The 21,832-nt window shown below is 69.4% G+C and carries 27 protein-coding genes and 2 tRNA genes; 23 read left to right on the top strand and 6 right to left on the bottom strand.

Annotated elements, in window-relative coordinates; translation table 11 throughout:
* Nucleotides 1–21: 21 nt before the first annotated feature.
* Nucleotides 22–756, top strand: coding sequence for a type 1 glutamine amidotransferase (locus ACQUQ0_RS06020; protein WP_435183804.1), 735 nt, complete (start codon nucleotides 22–24; stop codon nucleotides 754–756).
* Nucleotide 757: 1 nt separating this feature from the next.
* Here the strand turns inward: ACQUQ0_RS06020 and ACQUQ0_RS06015 are convergent, their stop codons facing one another.
* Complete coding sequence (locus ACQUQ0_RS06015; RefSeq protein WP_435183803.1) at nucleotides 758–1,111, bottom strand: thioredoxin family protein; 354 nt, start codon at nucleotides 1,109–1,111, stop codon at nucleotides 758–760.
* 244 nt (nucleotides 1,112–1,355) lie between these two features.
* Between ACQUQ0_RS06015 and ACQUQ0_RS06010 the strand changes: the two genes are divergently transcribed.
* The 15 genes from ACQUQ0_RS06010 to ACQUQ0_RS05940 all read left to right on the top strand — a co-directional run bounded on the left by ACQUQ0_RS06010 (nucleotide 1,356) and on the right by ACQUQ0_RS05940 (nucleotide 9,815).
* Nucleotides 1,356–1,440, top strand: a tRNA-Ser gene (locus ACQUQ0_RS06010).
* A gap of 22 nt (nucleotides 1,441–1,462) precedes the next feature.
* Nucleotides 1,463–1,993 carry a 30S ribosomal protein S13 gene (locus ACQUQ0_RS06005; RefSeq protein ID WP_435183802.1) on the top strand — a complete coding sequence of 177 codons (531 nt, stop codon included), beginning with the start codon at nucleotides 1,463–1,465 and terminating at the stop codon, nucleotides 1,991–1,993.
* Between the two features lie 3 nt (nucleotides 1,994–1,996).
* Nucleotides 1,997–2,524: a 30S ribosomal protein S4 gene (locus ACQUQ0_RS06000; RefSeq protein WP_435183801.1), complete on the top strand. Its 528-nt coding sequence runs from the start codon at nucleotides 1,997–1,999 to the stop codon at nucleotides 2,522–2,524.
* A gap of 3 nt (nucleotides 2,525–2,527) precedes the next feature.
* Nucleotides 2,528–2,923, top strand: a complete 396-nt coding sequence (locus tag ACQUQ0_RS05995) for a 30S ribosomal protein S11 (protein WP_372390339.1) — start codon at nucleotides 2,528–2,530, stop codon at nucleotides 2,921–2,923.
* Between the two features lie 3 nt (nucleotides 2,924–2,926).
* On the top strand, nucleotides 2,927–3,709 hold the full coding sequence (locus ACQUQ0_RS05990) for a DNA-directed RNA polymerase subunit D (RefSeq protein ID WP_435183800.1): 783 nt from the start codon (nucleotides 2,927–2,929) through the stop codon (nucleotides 3,707–3,709).
* A gap of 143 nt (nucleotides 3,710–3,852) precedes the next feature.
* Nucleotides 3,853–3,937, top strand: a tRNA-Leu gene (locus tag ACQUQ0_RS05985).
* A 161-nt stretch (nucleotides 3,938–4,098) separates the two neighbouring features.
* Nucleotides 4,099–4,449 (top strand): 50S ribosomal protein L18e, encoded by a 351-nt coding sequence (locus ACQUQ0_RS05980; RefSeq protein ID WP_372390335.1) that lies wholly within the window; start codon nucleotides 4,099–4,101, stop codon nucleotides 4,447–4,449.
* Entirely contained in the window at nucleotides 4,446–4,883 is a 438-nt protein-coding gene (locus ACQUQ0_RS05975; protein ID WP_372390333.1) for a 50S ribosomal protein L13, read from the top strand. Before ACQUQ0_RS05980 ends, ACQUQ0_RS05975 begins: the two co-directional genes overlap by 4 nt.
* A complete protein-coding gene (locus ACQUQ0_RS05970; RefSeq protein ID WP_435183798.1) occupies nucleotides 4,877–5,275 on the top strand; it encodes a 30S ribosomal protein S9 in 399 nt (132 codons plus the stop codon). The genes ACQUQ0_RS05975 and ACQUQ0_RS05970 overlap by 7 nt, the downstream gene beginning before the upstream one ends.
* Nucleotides 5,276–5,287: 12 nt before the next feature.
* Nucleotides 5,288–5,482: a DNA-directed RNA polymerase subunit N gene (locus tag ACQUQ0_RS05965; protein ID WP_372390331.1), complete on the top strand. Its 195-nt coding sequence runs from the start codon at nucleotides 5,288–5,290 to the stop codon at nucleotides 5,480–5,482.
* Between the two features lies 1 nt (nucleotide 5,483).
* Entirely contained in the window at nucleotides 5,484–5,666 is a 183-nt protein-coding gene (locus ACQUQ0_RS05960; protein WP_372390328.1) for a DNA-directed RNA polymerase subunit K, read from the top strand.
* Nucleotide 5,667: 1 nt separating this feature from the next.
* The gene (gene eno / locus ACQUQ0_RS05955) at nucleotides 5,668–6,873 is read left to right on the top strand and encodes a phosphopyruvate hydratase (RefSeq protein ID WP_435183797.1); all 1,206 of its coding nucleotides are present in this window, start codon (nucleotides 5,668–5,670) and stop codon (nucleotides 6,871–6,873) included.
* Nucleotides 6,870–7,670: a 30S ribosomal protein S2 gene (gene rpsB, locus ACQUQ0_RS05950; protein ID WP_435183796.1), complete on the top strand. Its 801-nt coding sequence runs from the start codon at nucleotides 6,870–6,872 to the stop codon at nucleotides 7,668–7,670. The genes eno and rpsB overlap by 4 nt, the downstream gene beginning before the upstream one ends.
* Nucleotides 7,671–7,880: 210 nt before the next feature.
* Entirely contained in the window at nucleotides 7,881–8,558 is a 678-nt protein-coding gene (locus ACQUQ0_RS05945; RefSeq protein WP_435183795.1) for a DUF1405 domain-containing protein, read from the top strand.
* 99 nt (nucleotides 8,559–8,657) lie between these two features.
* Nucleotides 8,658–9,815: an MBL fold metallo-hydrolase gene (locus ACQUQ0_RS05940; protein WP_435183793.1), complete on the top strand. Its 1,158-nt coding sequence runs from the start codon at nucleotides 8,658–8,660 to the stop codon at nucleotides 9,813–9,815.
* Between the two features lie 87 nt (nucleotides 9,816–9,902).
* On the opposite strand, the gene ACQUQ0_RS05935 is transcribed toward ACQUQ0_RS05940, so the two are convergent.
* Complete coding sequence (locus ACQUQ0_RS05935; protein ID WP_435183792.1) at nucleotides 9,903–10,412, bottom strand: SRPBCC family protein; 510 nt, start codon at nucleotides 10,410–10,412, stop codon at nucleotides 9,903–9,905.
* Between the two features lie 105 nt (nucleotides 10,413–10,517).
* Here ACQUQ0_RS05935 and ACQUQ0_RS05930 point away from each other — a divergent pair, with 105 nt between their 5' ends.
* The gene (locus ACQUQ0_RS05930; protein ID WP_435183791.1) at nucleotides 10,518–11,486 is read left to right on the top strand and encodes a zinc-dependent metalloprotease; all 969 of its coding nucleotides are present in this window, start codon (nucleotides 10,518–10,520) and stop codon (nucleotides 11,484–11,486) included.
* Between the two features lie 28 nt (nucleotides 11,487–11,514).
* Here ACQUQ0_RS05930 and ACQUQ0_RS05925 read toward each other — a convergent pair whose 3' ends face one another.
* Entirely contained in the window at nucleotides 11,515–12,030 is a 516-nt protein-coding gene (locus tag ACQUQ0_RS05925; RefSeq protein ID WP_435183789.1) for a hypothetical protein, read from the bottom strand.
* Entirely contained in the window at nucleotides 12,031–12,252 is a 222-nt protein-coding gene (locus ACQUQ0_RS05920) for a UPF0175 family protein (protein WP_435183787.1), read from the bottom strand. It abuts the gene before it with no gap.
* A 109-nt stretch (nucleotides 12,253–12,361) separates the two neighbouring features.
* On the opposite strand from ACQUQ0_RS05920, the gene ACQUQ0_RS05915 reads away from it, so the two are divergent.
* The 3 genes from ACQUQ0_RS05915 to ACQUQ0_RS05905 all read left to right on the top strand — a co-directional run bounded on the left by ACQUQ0_RS05915 (nucleotide 12,362) and on the right by ACQUQ0_RS05905 (nucleotide 16,083).
* Nucleotides 12,362–12,919 (top strand): hypothetical protein, encoded by a 558-nt coding sequence (locus ACQUQ0_RS05915; protein ID WP_435183786.1) that lies wholly within the window; start codon nucleotides 12,362–12,364, stop codon nucleotides 12,917–12,919.
* A gap of 45 nt (nucleotides 12,920–12,964) precedes the next feature.
* Nucleotides 12,965–13,207 (top strand): hypothetical protein, encoded by a 243-nt coding sequence (locus tag ACQUQ0_RS05910; RefSeq protein ID WP_372390306.1) that lies wholly within the window; start codon nucleotides 12,965–12,967, stop codon nucleotides 13,205–13,207.
* Between the two features lie 98 nt (nucleotides 13,208–13,305).
* Nucleotides 13,306–16,083, top strand: a complete 2,778-nt coding sequence (locus tag ACQUQ0_RS05905) for an AAA domain-containing protein (protein WP_435183784.1) — start codon at nucleotides 13,306–13,308, stop codon at nucleotides 16,081–16,083.
* Here the strand turns inward: ACQUQ0_RS05905 and ACQUQ0_RS05900 are convergent.
* Entirely contained in the window at nucleotides 16,060–18,912 is a 2,853-nt protein-coding gene (locus tag ACQUQ0_RS05900; RefSeq protein WP_435183782.1) for an ATP-dependent helicase, read from the bottom strand. The genes ACQUQ0_RS05905 and ACQUQ0_RS05900 overlap by 24 nt on opposite strands.
* Before the next feature lie 267 nt (nucleotides 18,913–19,179).
* On the opposite strand from ACQUQ0_RS05900, the gene ACQUQ0_RS05895 reads away from it, so the two are divergent.
* From ACQUQ0_RS05895 to ACQUQ0_RS05885, 3 genes are all read left to right on the top strand, one after another.
* Nucleotides 19,180–19,923 (top strand): MBL fold metallo-hydrolase, encoded by a 744-nt coding sequence (locus tag ACQUQ0_RS05895; RefSeq protein ID WP_435183780.1) that lies wholly within the window; start codon nucleotides 19,180–19,182, stop codon nucleotides 19,921–19,923.
* Nucleotides 19,924–20,112: 189 nt separating this feature from the next.
* A complete protein-coding gene (locus tag ACQUQ0_RS05890; RefSeq protein WP_435183778.1) occupies nucleotides 20,113–20,463 on the top strand; it encodes a hypothetical protein in 351 nt (116 codons plus the stop codon).
* Nucleotides 20,460–21,425 (top strand): alpha/beta hydrolase, encoded by a 966-nt coding sequence (locus ACQUQ0_RS05885; protein WP_435183776.1) that lies wholly within the window; start codon nucleotides 20,460–20,462, stop codon nucleotides 21,423–21,425. Before ACQUQ0_RS05890 ends, ACQUQ0_RS05885 begins: the two co-directional genes overlap by 4 nt.
* Here the strand turns inward: ACQUQ0_RS05885 and ACQUQ0_RS05880 are convergent, their stop codons facing one another.
* On the bottom strand, nucleotides 21,426–21,830 hold the full coding sequence (locus ACQUQ0_RS05880) for a universal stress protein (RefSeq protein WP_435183774.1): 405 nt from the start codon (nucleotides 21,828–21,830) through the stop codon (nucleotides 21,426–21,428).
* Nucleotides 21,831–21,832: the final 2 nt, after the last annotated feature.

The raw sequence follows: 21,832 nt of genomic DNA, 5'->3' as shown, positions 1-21,832 counted from the left end.
ACGCGCGTCGTAGCGGAGCGTATGAGCGCACCCGACATCGCCCTGCTCGACGCTTCGGTGGGCGAGACGCCCGCCGAGCGCAACTTCCGACGCGAACTCGACGCCCCCGTCACGACGTACAAGGTGAGCGAGCGCGACTTCCCCGAGTGGCCCGGCGCCGACGGCTCGTGGCCCTACGACGGCGTCGTCATCTCGGGTTCGCAGACGTCGGTCTACGACGACGAGCCGTGGATGAGCACCCTCGAAGAGCTGGTCACGGACCTCCACGAACTCGGCGTGCCGATGCTCGGCGTCTGCTGGGGCCACCAGTTCCTCGCGCGGGCGCTCGGTGGGCGCGTCGCGGCGATGGGCGACTACGAACTCGGGTACCAGTATATCGAGCGCTACGACGACTCGCCGCTGTTCGCCGGCTTCCCGGGCGAGTTCGTCGCCTTCGAGACGCACTCCGACGAGGTGGTCGAACTGCCCCCCGGCGCGGTCGAACTCGCCGGCAGCGACCGGTCGTGCCAGGCGTTCTCGCTGGGGCCGACGTTCGGCGTGCAGTTCCACCCCGAGTACGATCTGGAGACGGTCCGCACCGTCACGGATCGAAAGCGCGAGGAGGGCGTCCCGGCCGAGAAGGTCGACGCCGTGCTGGCGGCGGCGACGCCGGAGCGACACGCCGAGACCGAACTCGCGAAGGGAGTCTTCGAGAACTTTCTGACCGTCATTGCGGACGTGCGCGAGCGGCGCGTGCAGTCCGCCGGGACGGACTGAGCTACTGGGGGTCGTCGAGGAACGCGTCGATCGCGTCGCCGCCCTGGAAGCCGTCGGCGAGCCGGCCGACCTCCTCGCCGTCTTCGAAGAGCACGAGCGTCGGAGCGCTCGTGATCCGGAAGCGCTCGATCAGCGGCGGGTCGTCGCGCGGATTGATCGTCGCCACCGCGAGGTCCTCGTGCGCGCGGGCGACGTTGCCGACGACGGGCTCGATGCTCGCACACAGCGTACACCCCTCGGTGTAGAAGTCCACGAGCACGCGGTCGTGGGCGGCGAGCAGTTCGTCGAGGTCGGCCTCGCTGTCGAGGGCGACGGGGCGGTCCGGCGTCGCGTCGGTACGGGTGGCGGTCGTCACGGTCGTGCGTAGGACGCCCACGCCTATATATCGACCGCGCGGATACCTCGCGGGCGCACACCCGGCACGTCATAGCGTGACGGGATTCGACGCGGAGCCGGCGGCTGGTGGCGGTATGCGGACCGCTCGCACCCGACCACCCTATCGTGATGTTTAAGTACCGATCCCGACTTGTTCCGACTGCGATACGCTGTAGGGGGGTCGGCTCCCGAGTCCGAGAGGGCGACAGTACCAGACCGAGTGTGTTGCGGTAGCCAAGCCTGGCCCAAGGCGCAGGGTTGCTAACTCTGTGGCGTCAAGCCTCCGGGGTTCGAATCCCCGCCGCAACGCTCACCGGACATCCAGCAAGATATGAGTGCAGAAGAACCACAGGACGACGCTCCCGAGGAGGACGAAGACCTCCGATACTTCGTCAGGATCGGCCAGACCGATCTGGACGGGACGAAGACGGTAGAGCGGAGTCTCACCGACATGAAAGGTATCGGCAAGCGCACGGCGCGCATCGTTGCCGAGGCCGCGGACGTGGACCGACACGCGACGTTCGGTCTGCTCGACGAGGACGACATCGACAGCGTCGTCGACGTCGTCGAGAACATCGACGACTACGTCCCCGAGTGGATGGCCAACCGGCGAAGCGACTTCTTCACCGGCGAGACCACCCACGTCACCGGCTCGGACCTCGAAGAGAAGCGCCGTCACGACATCAACCGTATGAAGATGATCGACTCCTACAAGGGCGTCCGGCACAAGCGCGGACAGAAGGTCCGCGGCCAGCGCACGAAGTCCACCGGGCGTACCGAGGGGACGATCGGCGTCAACGTCGAGGAGATCAGAGAAGAGGCCGAAGAGGAGGCCGCCGCCGAGGGCGGCGAGGAAGAGTAACCGATGGCAACCGGAAACAACACCAAGCGTTACGAGACCCCGAACCACCCGTTCCAGGGCGAGCGCATCGCCCAGGAGGGCGACCTGCTCGGACGCTACGGCCTGAAGAACAAAGAGGAGCTCTGGCGCGCGCAGTCCGAGCTCCGGAACTACCGACGCGAGGCGCGGCGCCTCATCGGCGAGGCCCAGGGCGACCTGGAGGCCGCCGAGGCGGCAGGCGCGGAGTTCCTCGACCGGCTCCGCCGCTACGGCATCCTCTCAGAGGAGGACGACATCAGCCGCGTCCTGGGACTCGACGTCACCGACATCCTCGAGCGTCGGCTCCAGACCGTCGTGTACCGCCAGGGCCTCGCGAGCACGCCCGAGCAGGCGCGACAGTTCATCGTCCACGGGCACGTCGTCGTCGACGGCGCTCGCGTCACCCGTCCCTCGAAGACCGTCGAGGTCGCAGAGGAGGGCGCGATCGACTTCGACGAGACGAGCCCGCTCGCGGACGAACTGCACCCCGAACGCGCGGAGGGACAGGAGTAACTCATGAGCGAATCAGAGACCGAGAGAGACAAGTGGGGAATCGCCCACGTCCACGCGTCGTTCAACAACACGCTCATCACGGTGACGGACCTGACCGGCGCCGAGACGATCGTGAAGTCCTCGGGCGGCGCCGTGGTGAAGCAGAACCGCGACGAGGCGTCGCCGTACGCGGCGATGCAGATGGCCGAGTCCGTCGCAGAAGAGATCAAGGCGGCGGGCATCGAGGGCCTGCACGTCCGCGTCCGCGGCCCCGGCGGCAACGGCAACAAGAGCCCCGGCCCCGGCGCCCAGGCGACGATCCGCGCGCTGGCTCGCGCCGGCCTGGAGATCGGTCGCATCGAAGACGTCACGCCGATCCCGCACGACGGGACCCGCGCGCCCAAAAACAGCCGACTATAACAGATGACGAAGGATTTCGAGGTCGAGTTCATCGAACGCGGCGACCGGGAGGCTCGCTTCCTGGTGCGCGGCGCGTCGCCGGCGGTCGCCAACGGCATCCGCCGGGCGATGATCGCCGACGTGCCCACGTTCAGTATCGACACCGTCCGGTTCGTCGAGAACTCCTCTGTGATGTTCGACGAGATGATCGGCCTCCGACTGGGGCTCGTGCCGCTGACGACGCCGATCGACGACTTCGAGGAGGGTGAGGTCGTCACCCTCTCGCTCGACGTCGAGGGGCCGGCGACGGCGTACTCCGGGGACCTCCAGTCTTCGGACAGCCTCGTCCAGCCCGCCGACGAGAACGTCCCGATCGTCGAGCTGAAGGAGAATCAGCGGCTCGAACTCGAAGCCGACGCGGTGCTCGACACCGGCAAGGAGCACGCCAAACACCAGGGCGGCGTCTCCGTGGGATACCGGCACCTCCAGCGCGTGGAGGTCGTCGGCGACGCCGGCGAGTTCGAGTCCCAGGAGCCGCAGATCCTCCGGGGCGTCATCGAGGAAGGGGCCGCAGAACACGCGGCCGACGAGGGCGCCACCGACGGCGACCTCGTCCCCACCGACGCCTTCGACAACGACCTCACGAACCGGTATCCGGGGAAGGAGGTCCAGGTCACGGACGTCCCCGAGGCCTTCGTCTTCCACGTGGAGACCGACGGCTCGTTCGACGTCGAGGAACTGGTCCTGCGCGCCGCCGAGTCGATCGGCGACCGCGCGGCCGAGCTCGAAGAGAAAGTCGCGATTTAACAGCACGATGTCTGTCCCTTCACCCACCACCCGACGCACGCCCGCCGCGCCGAAAGCGACGGCAGCGGTCGCCGAACCCGTCGGCGTCGAGCGTCGCCAGACCGAAAGGGGTTTGAAGGGACACGCAGTACATCGGAGTGCGAGCAGGGATAGCCAAGTCTGGCCAACGGCGCAGCGTTCAGGGCGCTGTCCCATAGGGGTCCGCAGGTTCAAATCCTGCTCCCTGCACTTCTCAGCTCGACCGAACGGGAGAGCTGTGCGTGCAGCACGGAGATTTGAACCTCGGGGGGCGCGGTGCGTCTCCCGGCGGTTCAAATCCTGCTCCCTGCACTTTTCGACTCGACGCACCCGTCGAGCGGCGCACTCCATCTTTTCACAGGAGGTAGACAATGAGTAAGACGAATCCGAGACTCAACAGTCTCATCGCCGAGCTGAAGGCGGTCTCCCGCGAGTCCGGCGCCAATGTCTGGCAGGACGTCGCAGACCGCCTGGAGAAGCCACGGCGCACCCACGCGGAGGTCAACCTCGGGCGCATCGAGCGGTACGCGCGCGAGGACGAGACCGTCGTCGTCCCCGGCAAGGTGCTGGGGAGCGGGGCGCTGCAGAAGAACGTAACCGTCGCCGCGGTCGACTTCTCGTCGTCCGCGCGAAAGAAGATCGAACAGGTCGGGGACACGGTGGCGCTCGAACGCGCCATCGAGGAGAACCCCGAAGGAAGCAACGTCCGGGTGATTCGATGAGCCTCGCAGAGTTCGACGCAGACGTCGTCGTCGACGCGCGGAACTGCATCGTCGGCCGCGTCGCCAGCGAGGTCGCCCAGCGCGCCCTCGACGGCGAGACGGTCGCGATCGTCAACGCCGAGGACGCCGTGATCACCGGCTCCGAGGAGGACGTGATGTCCACCTACCGCAAGCGCGCGAACGTCGGCTCCGACCGGGGGCCGCACTACCCGACGCGCCCGGACGGGATGTTCAAGCGCTCGGTCCGCGGGATGCTCCCGACGGACAAGGACCGCGGCCGCGAGGCGCTCTCGAACGTCCGCGTCTACGTCGGCAATCCGTTCGACGAGGACGGCGACGCCATCGAGGGCACCACGCTCGATCGACTCTCGAACATCAAGTTCCTCTCGCTCGGAGAGATCTCCGAGAACCTGGGGGCGAAAGTCACATGGTAACGAACACATCCGGTAAGAAGAAGACGGCCATCGCCCGCGCCACCGTGCGCGACGGCGAGGGCCGCGTCCGCATCGATTCCCAGCCGGTCGAACTGGTCGAGCCGGAGATGGCCCGCCTGAAGATGCTGGAGCCGTTCCGCATCGCCGGCGAGGACCTCCGCTCGCAGGTCGACATCGACGTCAGCGTCTCCGGAGGCGGCTTCTCCGGGCAGGCCGACGCCGCGCGGACGGCGATCGCCCGCGGGCTGGTGCAGCACCTCAACGACGCCGAACTCCGCGACGCGTACATGGACTTCGACCGTTCGCTGCTCGTCAACGACGTGCGTCAGTCCGAGCCCAAAAAGTGGGGCGGACCGGGCGCCCGAGCGCGCTACCAGAAGTCCTACCGCTGAGGTGATCCATCTATGATGATACCCGTCCGGTGTTTCACGTGCGGTAACGTCATCGGCGAACACTGGGACGAGTTCAAGGAGCGCGCCCGCGAGGGAGACGAAGACCCGGCCGAGGTGCTCGACGATCTCGGGATCGACCGCCACTGCTGCCGGCGGATGATGGTCTCGCACAAGGACCTCGTCGACGTCGTCGCCCCCTACCAGTAAGATGAGCGGACGCACCCAGTACAACCGATACGAGAAGGCCCGCATCCTCGGCGCGCGAGCCCTGCAGGTGTCCTACGGGGCGCCCGTGCTCGTCGACACCGACCAGTCCGAACCGATCCTGGTCGCCGCCGAGGAGTACGACGCCGGTGTTCTCCCCTTCACGGTGAACCGGGAGGGCGAGTGAGATGACGCTGATCGCGAACGTCGCGCTCCGTCGCGTCCTCGACTCCCGGGGCAACCCCACCGTCGAGGCCGACGTCCTGACCGAGTCCGGCGGCTTCGGCCGCGCCGCCGCCCCCAGCGGGGCGTCCACTGGCGAGTACGAGGCCATCGAACTCGATCCGGCGAAGGCTATCGCCGCAGCGCGCGAGCACGCCATCCCCCGGCTGGTCGGCGACGCCCACGCCGGCAATCAGCGGGAAGTCGACGCCGCACTGCGCGCCGCAGACGGCACCGACGACTTCTCGGGGATCGGCGCCAACAGCGCGGTCGCCATCTCGATGGCCGCCGCGAAGGCCGGCGCCGACGTCCTCGGCGCGCCGCTGTACCAGCACCTCGGCGGGACCTTCCGCGGCGAGTCGTTCCCGACGCCGCTCGGCAACGTCGTCGGCGGCGGCGAGCACGCCAAGGAGGCGACCCACATCCAGGAGTTCCTCGCCGCGCCGGTCGGCGCGCCGAGCGTCTCCGAGGCGGTGTTCGCGAACGCCGCCGTCCACGCGCGGATCTCCGAGCTCCTCGACGAGCGGGGCGTCCCCGCCGCGAAGGGCGACGAGGGCGCGTGGGCGCCGCCGATCTCCGACGCCGAAGCCTTCGAGGTCGTCGACGAGGCCGTCTCCGACACGGAGTCGGAACTCGGCTTCGAGATCCGGTTCGGCCTGGATATGGCCGCCGCCGAGCTCTACGACGAGGACGCGGGCGGCTACGTCTACGGCGACGAGGTGAAGTCGACCGCCGAACAGGTCGACTACGTCGCCGAGATGGTCGCGGAGTACGACCTCGTCTACGTCGAGGACCCACTCGACGAGGACGACTACGAGGGCTTCGCCGAGCTGACCGACAGGGTCGGCGACCGGACGCTGATCTGCGGCGACGACCTCTTCGTGACGAACGTCGGCCGTCTGCGGGACGGCATCGACGCCGGCGCGGCCAACTCGATCCTCATCAAGCCCAACCAGATCGGGACGCTCTCGGACGCCTTCGACGCGATCGAACTGGCGCGCGAGAACGGCTACGAGACGGTCGTCTCCCACCGGTCGGGCGAGACCGAAGACACCACGATCGCACACCTCGCCGTCGCCACCGACGCCGGCTTCATCAAGACCGGCACGGTGGGCGGCGAGCGAACCGCCAAACTCAACGAACTCATCCGCATCGCGGACGACGCAGTATGACAGACAACGACAACGACGCGGTCGAAGTCGTCGACGAGCCCGAGGCCGACGCGGCCGACGCGGACGTCGAGACGACCGAGGCCGACGCCGAGCCGACCGAACCGGTCGCCGAGACCGCCGACGCGGAGGCCGACGCCGACGAGAGCGCGGCCGCCGACGAGGCGGACGAGGCAGAGACAGCGCCCACGTTCGACGAGGACGTGATGCCCGACGAGGAGGCGGACCTCCTCATCCCCGTCGAGGACTACCTCTCGGCGGGGGTCCACATCGGGACCCAGCAGAAGACCGAGGACATAGAGCGGTTCATCCACCGCGTCCGCGACGACGGGCTGTACGTGCTGGACGTCAGCCAGACCGACTCGCGGATCCGGACGGCCGCGGACTTCCTCGCGAACTACGACCCCGAGCAGATCCTGGTCACGAGCTCGCGCCAGTACGGCCGCTTCCCGGCGACGAAGTTCGCCGACGCCGTCGGCGCGCGCGCCCGCACCGGCCGCTTCATCCCGGGCACTCTCACCAACCCCGACTACGACGGCTACATCGAGCCCGACGTGGTCGTCGTCACCGACCCGATCGGCGACGCGCAGGCGGTCAAGGAGGCCATCACGGTCGGCATCCCGGTCATCGCGATGTGCGACTCAAACAACCAGACGAGCAACGTCGACCTCGTCGTTCCCACGAACAACAAGGGTCGACGCGCGCTGTCGGTCGTCTACTGGCTGCTCGCCAACGAGACGCTCGACCGCCGCGGTAGCGACACGGTCTACGCCCTCGAAGACTTCGAGGACGAGATCTAACCGGGCTTCGCTGCTTTCACTCGCGTACTCGCGTCAGTCGATCCGGCGCTCCGACGCTTCGGACTCGCCGCGCTCGAAGTACGGAGAACCGCATCCGGAGCCGCGCCGCCGTCGCGAAGACCCCGGGACGGACGATGCGATCCGCGACGGTGTCGACGCACTTTACCGGACCGACTCAGTAGTGGCGGTCGAGTCTCCGCGACACACACGATGACTTCACGATCGGCTGCCCACGACCTCCCGGCGTACCTGGCGCCGCTGCCCGAGCGGCTCGAAGAGCTGGCGCTCCGGCTCGTCTGGGTGATCGTCGCCGTCAATCTCGCCGGCACCGTCTTCGGTTTCTGGCACTACCGCTTCCAGCTGATGAACAGCCGGCTCGTGATCTGGCCCGCCGTGGCCGACAGCCCGCTGGCGACGCTGTGTATGGCCGCGAGCCTCGTCTCGTGGAAGGTCGGGCGGAACCGCGACTGGATCCACGCGCTGGCGTTCCTCGGGAACCTGAAGTACGGCTTCTGGGTGGTGTTCGTCCAGCTCGCGATCAACGACGTGCTCGCCACCGGCGACCCGTACCACTGGTTCCTGCTCGTCAGCCACTTCGGGATGGGGATCCAGGCGCTCGTGGTCTACCGGTACGCCGAGTTCACGGTCCCGGCCGTCAGCGCCGCCACGCTCTGGTTCGGCTTCAACGACCTGGTCGATTACTTCGTCCCCATCGTGGGCGACTACCACCACACCTACTTCGGGCCGCGGCTCGTCAGCGCGGGCGACCACGGCGTCCGCGCGCACGACCTCGCCGCGGCCGCGGCGGTCGGGCTGACGATCCTCGGCGCGGTCCTCGCGCTCGCGATCCGCATCAGGCGTCTGGAGAACCGGCTCGACGCGGAGTAACTCGCTCGACTCGACGCTCTCCGAGCGACGACTCGCCGGCGGAGCCGCCACGCGGCCACGGCACCGAGCTTTATTCGCCGCCGGCGCCTATCGGTTGGTATGCCGGACCTCCTCGCTCAGCGCACCGTCGACGACCTGGCGAGGGCGATCGACGCCGACGAGCCCCTCACCGTCGTCGACACGCGGCCGCCCGACAGCTTCGAGGCGTGGCACGTCCCCGGCGCGGTCAACGTCCCCTACCACCCCGTCGACGGCCTCGGCGCGGGCTTCACCTGGGACGACGTCGCGGCCGTCGTCGACGGCCAGCCGGTGGCGGTCGTTTGCGCCCGGGGCCTCGCGTCGACCGCCTTCGGCTTCGAGCTGTCGAGGCGGGGCTACGAGAACGTCAGCGTCGTCAAGGGCGGAATGGTGGACTGGAGCAAGCTCTACGACGTCGTCGAGATCGAGGCCGGCGACGACCTGTGCCTCGCGCAGATCCAGCGCCGGGCGAAGGGCTGTCTGGGCTACGTCGTCGGCGATCCCGCGGCCCGGGAGGCGCTCGTCGTCGACCCGACGCGCCAGCACCACGAGCACGAACTCGTCGCGGCCGACGCCGGCCTCGTGGTTACGGGCGTCCTCGACACCCACGTCCACGCGGACCACCTCTCGGGCGGCCGCGACCTGGCCGAGCGGCTCTCGGTCCCGTACTACCTGAGCGCCGACGCGACCGCCCGCGATCTGAAGTACGACTTCGATCCGATCTCCGACGGCGAGACGCTCTCGGTCGGAAGCGTCGACGTCGCGGTCCGCGCGGCGCCCGGCCACACGACCGAGCACGTGAGCCTCCTCGTCGGCGGCGAGTACCTCCTCTCGGGGGACGCGCTCTTCGTCGAGTCGGTCGGCCGGACCGAACTGGAGCTCGGCGAGGAGGGCGCCGAGACCGGCGCGGAGATGCTCTACGAGACGATCCACGAGCGCTACGGCGACCTCGCCGACGACGTGGTGGTGCTCCCCGGCCACGTCTCGGTCGGCGCCGACGGGACGTTCGCCGTCGGACGTCCGGGCGACGTCGTCGCCGGCCGGCTCGGCGACCTCCGCGCGGACCTGGAGCTGTTCTCGCTCGACCGCGAGGCGTTCGTCGAGCGGGTCGCCGCCGACGCCGGGGGCGACCAGCCGGCGAACTACCGGGCGATCATCGACGCGAACCGCGGCGTCTTCGAGCTGGAGCCCGACGAGGGCGAGGAACTGGAACTGGGACCGAACAACTGCGCCGTTTGAATGCTCATAGTGGTTACTCTCGTCTCTTATCGCTGAACGCTGTCACCGAGTGTGGCGTTCGGTGGTAAACGGTGAGAGTAATCACGATCAGGCCGCGGCCGTCGACTCCCGCCGCCGGCGGTCGTCGGCGACGGCGATCTCCTCGTCCTCCAGGTTCGACTTCAGCTGTTCGAGTTCGCCCGTCATCTCGCGCGTCGCGAGCCAGCGGACCAGCGGCGGCGCGACGGCGGTAAGCAGCGCGAGCCCGCGGCCCGTGACCGTCGCGTCGATGGCGTTGGTGACGCGAGTGCCCCCGTCGATCGCCTCGAGCGTGATCTCGCTCGTGAACGCCAGCGAGCCCTCGGGGACGCCGATCACGAGCCTGGTGGGCCGCTCGACCGCCTCGACTGTCATCTCCATCGATCGGGTCGTCCCGGCCGACCGATACCGGTACGCGTAGGTCGCCCCGACTTCGCCCGGCGTCCCGTCCGTGTGTCGGGTCTCCGAGACTCCCTTCACCCAGTCGTCCATCGTCGTGACCGCCGCGAGGTAGGCGAAGACGTCCTCGATGTCCCGTTCCACCGTCACCGTCGCCGCCGCACGGAATGTTCGTGCCATAGGACCGACACGCGTCACTCGGTATTAAATACATACTAAAAGATAATTACGAATGCGTTCGGCGACCGGAACAAGGGTTTTGCGCGCCCGACCCTTCGGATCGGTATGGACCTCTTTCGGAGCGTGCGGGCGGTCGCGAACGCGGGCGACGGCGACGGCAGCGGCCGGATCGACTGGGACGCCGTCGCGACGGCCGCGAAGGGCGCGACCGACCCCGGCGGGCTCGACCTCTCCGACGCGGAGCGGGAGGGCTACGCCGCGGACGTCCGCGACGCCCGCGAGCGACTCCGCTCGGTCGGCGGTCTCGACTTCGACGTCCCGGAGACGATCGAGGTCCAGAACCGCCACCACTGGATCGACGCCAACGTCGCGACCTTCCGCCGGGTGATGCGGCCGGTCGAGACGGAGGTGAGCGTCGCGTTCCCGAACGCGACCCGGGTGGTAAACACCGGGTCGATGGCGCTCGTCCTCTCGTTTCTCGGCTCGCACGTTCTCGGCCAGTACGACCCGCTCCTGCTCGCGGAGGGCGACGACGAGGCCCACGGACTCTACTTCGTCCACCCAAACATCGTCGCGGCCGCGGCGGATCTCGACGTCGACCACCCGCGATTCCGCCGCTGGATCGCCTTCCACGAGGTCACCCACGCCGCGGAGTTCGGCGCCGCGCCGTGGCTCTCCGAACACCTCGAATCGCGGCTGGAAGACGGCCTCGAAACCCTCGCGAGCGGCGGCTTCGACCGGGAGGCGTTCCACGACCTGGACGTCGCGATGACGGCCGTCGAGGGCTACGCCGAGCTGTTGATGGACCGCGCCTTCGACGCGGAGTACGCCGACCTCCGGGCGAAACTGGACGCCCGACGGCGCGGCGGCAGTCCGCTCACGCGCCTGATGCGACGCCTACTCGGCCTCGGCCTGAAGCGCCGGCAGTACGAGCGCGGCGCGTCGTTCTTCGAGACCGTCGCCGACCGGCGGGGCGTCGCGGCCGCCGCGGCCGTCTGGAACCGCCCCGAGAATCTGCCGACCGACGAGGAACTCGACACGCCGGCGCGGTGGCTCGCGCGCGTCGATCCGTGAGAGCGCGACGCGGCAGGAGAACCGCGTACTATCCGTCGCCGTCGAGGACGTCGCCGATGCGTTCTACCGGCGCGTAGTATCCCCGTTCCTCGCGCCAAGTTTCGAGCCAGGCGTCCGCCGTCTCCCGAGTAATCTCACCCCGGTCGACGCCGACGACGAGGAGACCGATCGATCCGACTACCGGAATCGAAAGTTCCTCGGCCAGGCGGCGAGCAGCGAGATCGTCTGTCGCGATTGTCCCGCCGCGCTCGGCCGCGGCACGCAAGGTTTCCGCCTCCCCGGCGTCGAGTCGGTTTCGTACGCCTCTTTCGACGGATCCGTCCGGTGGGTCCGCGACTCCGATTCCCTCGTCGTCGAACGCCTCGACAGCAGACGCGAGATACTCGTGGCCGAGGTTCTGTCCGCGCTCGATCTCCTCCCGGACTGCCGGTGTGACGAGCGGCGAACCGAGCACCGCGACGAGGAAACCGATCGCGTCCGTGCTCGCAAAGTTGCTGACGACGGTCGCATCGAGAAGGACGGGCGGCGGATATCGGTCTCCCATCTACTCTCCGAGATCGTGCGCGACGTCGAGTTCGGCCTGCAACTGCTCTTCGGTTCGAGGACCGTACAGCGCGGCGAAGCCGGCGTCACGGAGCACCTCCTCGAACTCCCAGCGAGAGAGCCCCGCTTCCTCGGCCGCCCGTCCGAGTGAGATATCTCCCAGGACGTACCGGCCGATCGCGGTGGCCAGTTCCTCGCTCGGGTCGTGGCTGGTAGACGCCATCGCTGGTATGTTCCGTCGCTTTGGGCAATAAACTGTCGCGAATTGGCCCGACACCCACCGCACCAGCCGTAATCGTCATACTCTTTCTGCGGGGGATCGAAGGCGCAGTATGCGCGTTAGAGACTGGCAGGACATCCTCGCGGACGTGACCGACGCCGACGTCGACCCCGACGGCTGGCGGGCGGTCGCCGGCGACCGCCGCGGCGGCCTCGGCGAGGACCTCTACCTCGGGCACCCCGACGCCGGCGTGTACGCGCTGAAGACGTACACGAAGAACCCGACCGAACTCCGCGGCGTCGGCGGGCGCGTCGCCCGGCGGATCGACGAGGACCTCGAACCCCTGCTTCCCTCCCAGGACCGCGGCGAGGCGGGGCGGTTCGCCGTCCAGTCGCCGCCCGAGGACGAAGACCACGCCGAGACGATGGCAAAGCGCCTCGAAGAGACGGTGAAGGTCCACTCCGAGGCGCCGACCGGCCCCAAGGACTTCTTCGAGGACGTGATGGACGCGCTCGACAGCCCGGCGTTCGGCCCGATGGACTACGAGTTCGACGGGCGACCGGACCGCCTCGACCGACTGCGGGAGGAGTTCGAAGACGCCGAGGAACTGCTCTCGAAGGACCTCGACGACCTCGTGGAGGAAGACGGCGTCGGCCGCGGGTTCCAGTGATGGCGCCGACGGCGATCCTCGAACGGCCCGTGGGGGCGACCTGAGATGGTCGGCCCCAGTATGTCCGACGCCGAGCGCGACCTCGCCAGCCGACGGCTCAAGCTCGGCTTCGTGGGGCTCGTGGCGGCCTCCGGCGGACTGATCGCGCTCCAGGCCGGCGGGTCGCTGCCGATCGTCGCTGCGGGCGTCGTCGGTGGACTCGCGCTCGGGAGCGCGCTGCTTTGGTTCCTCCTGCGGTGGTGGGCGGAGTTCCTGCCGAACCCCGGCCCCGGACGCGGGCGCCGGTAGCCGGCGGACCAGGGCGGACGTCCCGCCGCCGTCGGCCGACTTATTACCGTTTCCCGCCGACCGATAGCGTCTTACCCCGCGACCCGCAGGTACGCCACGTGCAACTGCGCGGTCGACTCGTCGACGTGGGCGACGAGCGCGAGGTCGAGACCTCCTACGGAACGCGGTCGCTCGCGGAGGTGACGCTGCGGACGGCGGACGGCTCCGGTACCGCGAACGCCGCGGGCGAGGAGTCGGCCGAGGGCGTCGACCGCGACGTCGTCCGGCTCACGCTCTGGGGCAAGTGGACCGAGACGGCCGAGTACGCAGCGCCCGGAATGGAACTGCTGGCGACGGACGTCGAGCCCTCGGAGTTCCGCGGCGAGACGACCTACGGAACGACCGGCGACTCGCGCGTCGTCCTCGAACCCGGGTTCCTCGTCGACGTGACGGACATCCGCTCGTGGGTCCAGTGCCCGCGGATGTACTACCTGAACAAGCTCTCGGGGATCCCGCTCAACTATCCGGTCGTCAAGGGGACGATCGTCCACGAGGTGTTCGGCGACCTCCTGCGCGACCGCGACCTGGACTCTGCGATCGACGAGCGCGTCGGCGAGGCGGGCCTCGAACTCGGCCTGCTCGGCCGCGACGCCGACGAGGTCCGCGACGAAGTGCGGCGGAACGCCGCGGCGATCGAAGGCTGGCTGGCGCAGGGAACGCTCACCGAGGAGGACGCCTGGCGCTCGGAGTACACGCTGATCTCGCCCACGTTCGGGATCAAGGGGCGCGCGGACGCCCTGCGCCGGGGGATGCCGGTCGAGCTCAAGACGGGGAAGAACACGAAGCGGGAACCGCGCTTTCACGACAAGATCCAGGCGGCCGCCTACGCGCTCATTTTGGCCGAACGCGGCGTCCCCGCCGACACGGGAACGCTCCTGTACACGAAGAACACGGCCCTGGAGCGCCACGAGGAGAGCGGCGACCTCTCGCCGGCCAAGGAGTTCTCGATCGGCGACGGCCTGCTCGACTTCGTCGTCCGAACCAGAAACGAGATCGCCGCGATGGAGTACGACGCCTCGGTCCCGACGGGCTACGAGGCCGACGCGAAATGCGAGTACTGCTTCGAGCAGGACGCGTGTATGGTCGTCTCCGGCCGCCTGGACCAGGAGTCGAAGGCGGGCCAGATCGGCAGTGCCGTGCCCGCCGATGAGCGCGAGTACTTCGAGCGCTTCTACCAGGCGATAGAGGCCGAGCGCCGCGCGGTCCACGCCGAATATCGAAAGCTCTGGGAGCAGTCCGCCGAAGAGCGCGCCGAAGACGACCGGGCGCTGATCGGCCTCGAACCGCTCGGGAGAACCGAACTCGACGACGGCCGGTGGGAACTGCGAGCCGAAAAGCCGGGCGGCGCCGTCTCGAAGCTCCGCGAGGGCGACGTCGCACTCGCCAGCGACGGCGACCCCGTCTCGGGACACGCCGAACTCTGTCGCATCGTCGCCGTCGACGACGAGGTCGTCATCCGCGCCGACGAGCCGCTTTCGGTCCGCCGGCTCGACGTCTACCCCTCCGAGATCGGCGTCGACCGGATGCTCACCGCGCTCCACGACTTCGTGCTGAAGGGCGACCCGGAGATGAAAGACGTGCTCTTCGGGCGGCGCGAGCCCGCGTTCGCGGACCGATCGGGGGCGCTCGGCACCTACGTCGACAACAACGAGGCCCAGGACGAGGCCGTCCGCCGCGCGGTCGACGCCGAGGACTTCGCGCTCGTCCACGGGCCGCCGGGAACGGGCAAGACCCACACCATCGCGCGGATCGTCCGCACGCTCGTCGAGTCGGGCGAACGCGTCCTCCTGTCGGCGTTCACGAACCGAGCGGTCGACAACGCCCTCGAAGCCGTCCGCGACGCCGGCGTCGGCGACGTCGTCCGCGTGGGCACCGAAAACGGCGTCCGCGAGGATATGCTGGACGTGCGGCTCGAACGCGGCGGCGAGCCGAACGAGCGCGCGGCGGCGCTCCGGGAGGCGCCGGTCGTGGCCGCGACGACGGCCGCCTGCGGGTCGCGGGTGCTGCGCGAGCAGGACTTCGACGTCGCGCTCGTCGACGAAGCCTCCCAGCTCACCGAGCCGGGGACGCTCGCGGCCGTGAACCGCGCCGACCGGTTCGTGCTCGTCGGCGACCACCAGCAGCTTCCGCCGGTCGTGCAGTCGGGCGGCTCCGGCGGCGCGAGCGGACCCGGCGGGTCCAGCGGGTCCGACGAGGCCGACGGCGGGGGAGTCGGCAACGGAAGCGACCTCCAAACCTCGCTGTTCGAGCGCCTCATCGAGGCTCGCCCGGAGGCGTCGGTCCTGCTGGACCGCCAGTACCGGATGGCCCAGCGCATCCAGGCCTTTTCTTCCACCGAGTTCTACGACGGCGCGCTCCGCCCGGCGAACGGCGCGGTCGCGGCGCAGCGGCTCTCTGACCTCGGCGTCGACGAGGCCGACCTCCCGCCCAGCCTCCGCGACCCGGTCGCGTTCGTCGACCCCGACGGCGACCGCGTCGGCAACACCAACCCCACCGAGGCGGATCGCGTGGCCGAGTTCGTCGACGCCTACGTCGATGCGGGCGTCGACCCCGACGACGTCGGCGTCATCGCGCCCTTCCGCGCCCAGGTCGCCGAGATCGCGAAGCGGACGGACGTCACCGTCGACACCGTCGACCGCTTCCAGGGGTCGGCGAAGGAGGTGATCGTGGTCTCGTTCGTCGCGACTGACTCGCTTGAGGGCCCGCTCTTCGAGGACTACCGGCGGGTGAACGTCGCCCTCACCCGCGCGAAGAAGGCGCTCGCGCTCGTCGGCGACGCCGACGCCCTCGGGTCGGAGCCGTTCTACGCGCGCCTACTCGACTGGGCGCGACGATGAGGCCGAGCCGTCCGCGGGTGTGGCGGCCTCGTCGCCCTCGGACTCCTCGCCGATTTCGGCCTGCACCCGCGCGTGGAACTCCTGGAGGACGGCGCTCTCGTCTTCGGCGAGGACGACGTCGCTCGCGAGCAGCGTCGCCAGCCCGAACGCCCGCGGCGTGGGCGAGTCGACGCTGATCGACGACACCTCGAGTTTCCCTGCCCGGACGTCGCGGAGGACCTCCTCGATCGCGGCGACGTTGAGCTTGTCCTCGATGATCTCGCGGTAGGTCTCTTCCATCACCGCGAAGTCCTCTAAATCGTCGGCGAACGACAGCAACATCTCCGCGGAGACCTGCTGTTCGGCCGCGGACTTCTCGTAGCCCTTGTAGCGCTTGAGGATCATCAGCGAGCGCGTCGCGTCGATCCGGAAGTACCGCTTCAGGAGGTCGGTCCCGTCGATGGCGTCACGCAGCTCCGCCCGGACGGCGTCGGGGTCGAGGTCGCGGATGACGGCCTCGACGTCGACCTTCCTGTTGAGCGGCATCGATAGCGAAAAGCCGTTGTCGGCGACGGCGATCTGGACGTTCGCGTTCGCCCTGTTGGCGCACCTCGCGGCCACGAGACGGGAGAGCCCGTCGTTGAACCGCCGGCCGTACGTCGAGTGGACGTAGAAGTGCCGGCGGTAGTCCTGCCGGTCGAGTTCCTCCTCGACGACGAGCCGCCCGTCGGTGGCGACGCTCTCTTCGCCGGCGTAGCGGCGCTGTTCGTCGAACAGGCGGGCGATCGCGCGGACGGCGTTCTCGTCGATCGGGAACTCGCGGAGCCACTCGCGGACCGCGGGGGAGCCACCGGCGCGGAGCCGTTCCAGGAGGGCGCCCTGGAACGCGGCGATCTCGCGGCCGAGGTCGTACGAGAGGGGCAGGCGCTCGGAGAACCACGACGGCACCGTCGGCTGTGCGGTCGTCCGGTCGACGTAGACCTTCGACCCGCGGCGGTAACGGTAGGCGAAGCGGTCGCCGCCGAGGACGAAGACGTCGCCCTTCTCAAGGGTGTCGAGGTAGTCCTCGTCGAGGGTGCCGACCCACTCGTCGCTCTCTCTGAGCCGAACCTCGCAGGTGAACGAATCCGGGATCGTCCCGATGTTCGTCATGTAGATGACGCGGGCCATCCGGCCGCGCTTGCCGACGAGCGGCTCGCCGACGTCGAACTCCTCGTAGTGGTGCTCGCCCGCGGGCGGGTCATTGGTGTCGCGCCAGATCTTCGCGTAGACGTTCTTGTCCTCCAATCCTCGATAGTCGGCGGTGAGGTACCGACAGAGCCGCTCCCAGTCGTCGTCCGTGTAGTTCCGGTACGGATACGCCCGCCGGAGCGTCGCGAGGACGTCGGCCTCCCTGCGGACGCCGTTGATCGCCATCCCGTAGACGTGCTGGGCGGCGACGTCGTGGGGCTTCTCGGGGACGAACACGCGGTCGACGAAGCCCGATTCCGCCTTCCGCAGCATCACCGCGCACTCGACGAGCTCGTCGCGGTCGAGCGCCAGCACGCGCCCCTCGACGGTCTGGCCGAGGCTGTGGCCCGCGCGGCCGACCCGCTGGAGGAGCGCCGCGACCGACTTGGGCGAGCCCACCTGGACCACGAGATCGAGGTGCGGCATATCGATTCCCAACTCCAGGCTCGTCGAGGTCGTCACGACGTCGAGCGAGCCGGACTTCAGCCCCTCCTCGACCGCCTGGCGCTTCTCCTTCGAGAGACTTCCGTGGTGGCAGCCGGAGTTTCCGTCGTCGTAGCCGTCGAAGCGCTCGCGGAGGTTTTCCAGCACCCGCTCGGCGCCCGAGCGCGTGTTCGTGAACACCAGGGTGTTTTCGTGGGCGCCGATGAGTTCGTGCAGCCGGTCGTAGAACCCCGACTGGATCTCCGCGCGCGGCGTGTGGATCAGGTCGTCGGTCGGACACTCCAGGCGGAGGTCGAAGTCGCGGACGAAGCGCGTGTCGACGATCTCGTGGTCCCGCACGACGCCCCGGTCGTCGCGCCCGACCAGGTACTCCGCCATCGTCGAGAGCGGCTCGACCGTCGCCGAACAGCCGATCCGCGTCGGCGACGCGTCCGCGAGGTCCTCCAGCCGTTCCAGGGAGACCGACAGGTGCGTCCCGCGCTTGTTCTCCGCGAGGCTGTGGATCTCGTCGACGATCACGTACTCGACAGACCTGAGTTTCTCCCTGAATTTGGGCGCGTTGAGCAGGATCGCGAGGGTCTCCGGCGTCGTGTTGAGGATGTGCGGCGTCTCCTCCAGCATCCGCTGGCGCGCCGCGGAGTCGGTGTCGCCGTGGCGGATCGCGTGTCTGACCTCGACGTCGCCGCCCTTCGCTTCCATCCGCTCGCGGATCCCCTCCAGCGGCACGGTGAGATTGCGGTGGATGTCGTTCGCGAGCGACTTCAGCGGCGAGACGTACAGGCAGTACACGGAGTTGTCGAGGCCGTCCTCGCGCTCGCGGCCCCCCCGGAAGAGGTCGTTCAAGATCGCGGTGAACGACGCGAGCGTCTTGCCCGACCCCGTGGGCGCACAGACCAGGGCGTTCGTCCCGTCGTCGACGAGCGGGATCGCCTCGCGCTGCGGCGGCGTGAAGAAGCCGCCGTTCTGCGCGACGTATGGGCCGAACTGATCGACCCACCACTCCCGCACCGCGGGCTCCAGCCGGTCGAGGACGTCCCCGTCGCCGATCTCGACCGCGTCGGGATCGAAGTCCAGTTCGACTCCGTCCGAGGGTTCGGCCGCGTCGCCGCGTTCGCTCTCGGGCCCGCGCCCCTCGTCGGCGAGGCGTCGGAGCAGGTCGCGCCCGGTGGTCGCCATCGTGTACGGCTTGGCCCGCACGGGTAAGTGGGTTCTGTCCGTTCGCCGACGTTCGCTCTCCGGCGCCGAAGGTTTATCTTCGAGACCGGGACCAGCCACCCCGTGCGCTGAGGTCTGCCCCGCGTCGAGCAGCGGTTGCCCGACACGTCGACGCGGGCCGAGCGAAACCGCCGTGTCGGCTGCTCGCCACGACCGGAAATCCGCCGCCGCGGAGCCGTCGGCTCGGCCTCCAGAACCCCTATCCGTGGGCCGGTCGTACCGCCGCCGATGCGACTGACCTTCCTCGGGACCGGGAGCGCGATGGCCGTTCCCGACCGCGCGCAGACGGGACTGCTCTTGGAGTCCGACGACCGCGCGCTCCTCGTCGACTGCGGGAGCGGCGTCCTCCAGCGGCTCTCCGGCACCGACGTCGGCTACGAGGGCGTCTCGACGGTGCTTCTGACCCACCACCACCTGGACCACGTCGCGGACCTCCTCCCGCTCCTGAAGGCGCGCTGGCTGGCCGGCGAGGAACACCTCGAAGTCGTCGGGCCCGCGGGCACGAAGTCGCTGCTCGACGGCCTGCTCGACGTCCACGACTACCTCGACGGCCGCGTCGACCTGAGCGTCCGCGAGATCGGCCCGACGGAGTTCTCCGTCGCGGGCTTCGACGTCGCCGCGACCGAGATGCGGCACTCGATGGACTGCCTCGCGTACCGCTTCGCCGGCGACGGGAACGGCGACGTCGTGTTCTCGGGCGACGGCGAGGCCGCCGCGAGTACCGCGCGCTTCGCCGACGGTGCCGCCGTCCTGGCGCACGACTGCTCGTTCCCCGACGACGTCGACGTCTCGAACCACCCGACGCCGTCGCTGCTGGGCGAGGCTCTCGCGGGGCACGACATCGGCCGCGTCTACCTGACGCACCTGTACCCGCACACCAGAGGCCGGCACGAGGAGATGCTCGATTCCGTGACCGCCCGCTACGACGGCGACGTCCGGTTCGCGAGCGACGGCCTCCGAATCGAAGTCTGATAGTGATTACTCTCACTGTTTACCGCCGAACGCCACCCCCGGTGACGGCGTTCGGCGATAAGAGACGAGAGTAATCACTATGAGGGCGGTCGGGCGCGCCGGCGTCGTCGTGTCGGGGATCGAACGACCCGGCCGGCGGAGCGCCGCACCGCGGCAACTGTTTACTCCCCCGGCGTGGAACCCCCGTGTATGAACGACGTCATCTCCGGCCTGGAAGGGGAGCTCCGCTCCAACGGGATCAGCGTCGAGTCGCTCGACACGAGCGGCGAGACGGTCGAGTTGGTCTACCTGACAGCGTTCCCGGACGTCTCGGTGAACCACCAGGAGATGGGCCGCGCGCTCAACACCTTCATCGACGCGCTCGAAGCCGACGAGTGGGAGCCGAAGCGCGTCGAGGCGACGGTGCTCCGACACGACGACGACGTCCAGGGCACGTGGTACGCCGAGCCCGAGTGGTTCCGGGCGTACGTCGGCTACGACATCAGCGGCGAGGAGTTCTCCGAGCGCGTCATCGACACGCTCGCGGAGGACGAGCCGTGACCCGGAGCGCGGTGGGGGACGAGGGCGATTCAGGACCGAAGAGCCGACGCCGCGATCGGCCCTCGCGCTACGACTTCTCGACTGGTCGGATGACGTTCCGGAGCGGCGGCGAGCGCTGCGTCGGCCGGCTGTACCGCCCCGACCGGCCCGCCGATCCGGCGCTCGTCGTGCTGTCGGGCGGGCTCGTCGGCGCGAGCGCGTTCGGACTCGACGAGTACGCCGAGCGGCTCGCGTCGGCGGGCTACGCCGCGTTCCACTTCGACCTGCGACACACGGGCGACAGCGACGGGCAGCCGCGAAATCTCGTCGACCCCGCCCGGCAGCGGGAGGACTGGGAGGCGGCGCTTTCGGGGCTTCGCGGCCGGGCGGACGTCGCGAGCGATCGGACCGTCCTCTGGGGCGCGGGTCTCGCGGGCGGGACCGTTCTCGACGTCGCCGCCGACGATCCGCGCATACGCGGCGTCGTCTCACAGGCGCCGATCCTCTCGGGCCGGGCGTTCCTGCGTGCCCGCGGCCTCGGATTCCTCGCCAGGGGCGTTCTGGCTGGCGTCCGCGACCGCCTCCAGTCGCCGCTGTTCGGAGTCCACTCCGTCTCCGTCGCCGCCGACCGCGCGGAGAAGCGCGGACTCGCACTCGTGTCGACGCCGGGAGCGCACCGCCGCTATCGCGAGGTCGTCCCCGACGACGCCGACTGGGAGAACCGCCTGCCCGCGCGGTCGCTGCTCGCGCTCGCGCGGCACGCCCCGGACGACCCGCCGCGTCCGTCCTGTCCAGTCCTGTTCGTCGGTGGAACGCGCGACGACATCGTCCCAATCGACGCAGTGGAGGAGGCGGCCGACGGGGTCCCGGAGTCGACGCTGGTCAGCCTGCCGGTCGATCACTTCGAGTTCTACTCCGGGGAGGGCAGGGCGCGCGCGGTCGGCCACGGGCTCGCGTTCCTCGACGGCGCCGTCGGCGAGTGACTACTCGACCTCGACGAGGGGGACGACCGCGACGGGGCGATTCGAGTGGAGGAGAATCCGCTGGGCGGTGCTTCCGAAGACCACCTTCGCGGTCGGGTTCCGCTTGCGGATGCCGATGACGATCTCGTCGGCGTCGACGTCGTCGGCGTGCTCCAGCACGTCGGTGTGGGGGTCATTGCCGCGGACGAACTGATGGGTCTCGACGGTCGTGACGCCGGCGAGCCGGGCGGAGATGACGTTGAGGGCCTCCTCGCCGTCCCGGACGTCCTGGCTCGAGGTGTCGTCGCCGCCGGGGAGGGAGTTGACGGCGTGGACCTCGTCGCTGCGGGAGACCCGATCGAGGAGGTAGTCGCACAGCCGTGCGCTCGTGTCGACGTGGTTCGTCGCGAGTACGTAGGTCGCCATAC

The organism is Halobellus sp. EA9 (assembly GCF_051195055.1).
In the GTDB taxonomy this organism is placed as follows: Archaea; Halobacteriota; Halobacteria; order Halobacteriales; family Haloferacaceae; genus Haloquadratum; species Haloquadratum rubicundus.
The sequence above is the reverse complement of the archived record's forward strand: the minus strand, read 5'-3'. Positions and strand labels throughout refer to the sequence as shown.

Bases quoted from the DNA above. Each gene is read 5' to 3' on its own strand.
- ACQUQ0_RS06020 (WP_435183804.1), top strand. From the start codon at position 22: ATGAGCGCACCCGACATCGCCCTGCTCGACGCTTCGGTGGGCGAGACG.
- ACQUQ0_RS06005 (WP_435183802.1), top strand. From the start codon at position 1,463: ATGAGTGCAGAAGAACCACAGGACGACGCTCCCGAGGAGGACGAAGAC.
- ACQUQ0_RS06000 (WP_435183801.1), top strand. From the start codon at position 1,997: ATGGCAACCGGAAACAACACCAAGCGTTACGAGACCCCGAACCACCCG.
- ACQUQ0_RS05995 (WP_372390339.1), top strand. From the start codon at position 2,528: ATGAGCGAATCAGAGACCGAGAGAGACAAGTGGGGAATCGCCCACGTC.
- ACQUQ0_RS05990 (WP_435183800.1), top strand. From the start codon at position 2,927: ATGACGAAGGATTTCGAGGTCGAGTTCATCGAACGCGGCGACCGGGAG.
- ACQUQ0_RS05980 (WP_372390335.1), top strand. From the start codon at position 4,099: ATGAGTAAGACGAATCCGAGACTCAACAGTCTCATCGCCGAGCTGAAG.
- ACQUQ0_RS05975 (WP_372390333.1), top strand. From the start codon at position 4,446: ATGAGCCTCGCAGAGTTCGACGCAGACGTCGTCGTCGACGCGCGGAAC.
- ACQUQ0_RS05970 (WP_435183798.1), top strand. From the start codon at position 4,877: ATGGTAACGAACACATCCGGTAAGAAGAAGACGGCCATCGCCCGCGCC.
- ACQUQ0_RS05965 (WP_372390331.1), top strand. From the start codon at position 5,288: ATGATGATACCCGTCCGGTGTTTCACGTGCGGTAACGTCATCGGCGAA.
- ACQUQ0_RS05960 (WP_372390328.1), top strand. From the start codon at position 5,484: ATGAGCGGACGCACCCAGTACAACCGATACGAGAAGGCCCGCATCCTC.
- eno (WP_435183797.1), top strand. From the start codon at position 5,668: ATGACGCTGATCGCGAACGTCGCGCTCCGTCGCGTCCTCGACTCCCGG.
- rpsB (WP_435183796.1), top strand. From the start codon at position 6,870: ATGACAGACAACGACAACGACGCGGTCGAAGTCGTCGACGAGCCCGAG.
- ACQUQ0_RS05945 (WP_435183795.1), top strand. From the start codon at position 7,881: ATGACTTCACGATCGGCTGCCCACGACCTCCCGGCGTACCTGGCGCCG.
- ACQUQ0_RS05940 (WP_435183793.1), top strand. From the start codon at position 8,658: ATGCCGGACCTCCTCGCTCAGCGCACCGTCGACGACCTGGCGAGGGCG.
- ACQUQ0_RS05935 (WP_435183792.1), bottom strand. From the start codon at position 10,412: ATGGCACGAACATTCCGTGCGGCGGCGACGGTGACGGTGGAACGGGAC.
- ACQUQ0_RS05930 (WP_435183791.1), top strand. From the start codon at position 10,518: ATGGACCTCTTTCGGAGCGTGCGGGCGGTCGCGAACGCGGGCGACGGC.
- ACQUQ0_RS05925 (WP_435183789.1), bottom strand. From the start codon at position 12,030: ATGGGAGACCGATATCCGCCGCCCGTCCTTCTCGATGCGACCGTCGTC.
- ACQUQ0_RS05920 (WP_435183787.1), bottom strand. From the start codon at position 12,252: ATGGCGTCTACCAGCCACGACCCGAGCGAGGAACTGGCCACCGCGATC.
- ACQUQ0_RS05915 (WP_435183786.1), top strand. From the start codon at position 12,362: ATGCGCGTTAGAGACTGGCAGGACATCCTCGCGGACGTGACCGACGCC.
- ACQUQ0_RS05910 (WP_372390306.1), top strand. From the start codon at position 12,965: ATGGTCGGCCCCAGTATGTCCGACGCCGAGCGCGACCTCGCCAGCCGA.
- ACQUQ0_RS05900 (WP_435183782.1), bottom strand. From the start codon at position 18,912: ATGGCGACCACCGGGCGCGACCTGCTCCGACGCCTCGCCGACGAGGGG.
- ACQUQ0_RS05895 (WP_435183780.1), top strand. From the start codon at position 19,180: ATGCGACTGACCTTCCTCGGGACCGGGAGCGCGATGGCCGTTCCCGAC.
- ACQUQ0_RS05890 (WP_435183778.1), top strand. From the start codon at position 20,113: ATGAACGACGTCATCTCCGGCCTGGAAGGGGAGCTCCGCTCCAACGGG.
- ACQUQ0_RS05880 (WP_435183774.1), bottom strand. From the start codon at position 21,830: ATGGCGACCTACGTACTCGCGACGAACCACGTCGACACGAGCGCACGG.